The organism is Mesorhizobium sp. M8A.F.Ca.ET.208.01.1.1, from assembly GCF_004791315.1.
Lineage (GTDB): Bacteria > Pseudomonadota > Alphaproteobacteria > Rhizobiales > Rhizobiaceae > Mesorhizobium.
The window spans coordinates 1-331 of sequence record NZ_SRUT01000195.1; the positions used below are offsets into that span (position 1 = coordinate 1).

Below are 331 nucleotides of genomic sequence, written 5' to 3' on the forward strand. Positions count from 1 at the left end.
CATAGGCCGACCAGCCGAGGTAGTAGGCCAGATAGAGGTTGTAGGTGTCGTTGCGGGCGACGCCGAACGTATCGGCGGTCTTGGAATGATACCAGCCGACGAAATCGACAGCGTCGGCGAAACGGCTGCGGCGCGCGCCCCAGTTCCCGGTCTCCATCTGATATTGCGACCAGGTGCCGTCGAGCGCCTGCGAATAGCCCGCAGCGCTTGAGACATGCTTCCAGGGAATGAAGCCGAGGAGCTTGGTGCGCGGCGGCCGGGCATTGCTCTTGAAGCCGGATTCCTTGCGCACCGTCGCCATCAGCACTGGAACCGGAATGCCGTATTTCTG

The 331-nt window shown here is 62.2% G+C and carries 1 pseudogene; it reads right to left on the reverse strand.

The features are described 5' to 3' along the window. A pseudogene (locus EN851_RS34885) lies at positions 1-331 on the reverse strand (hypothetical protein); the annotation flags it as partial.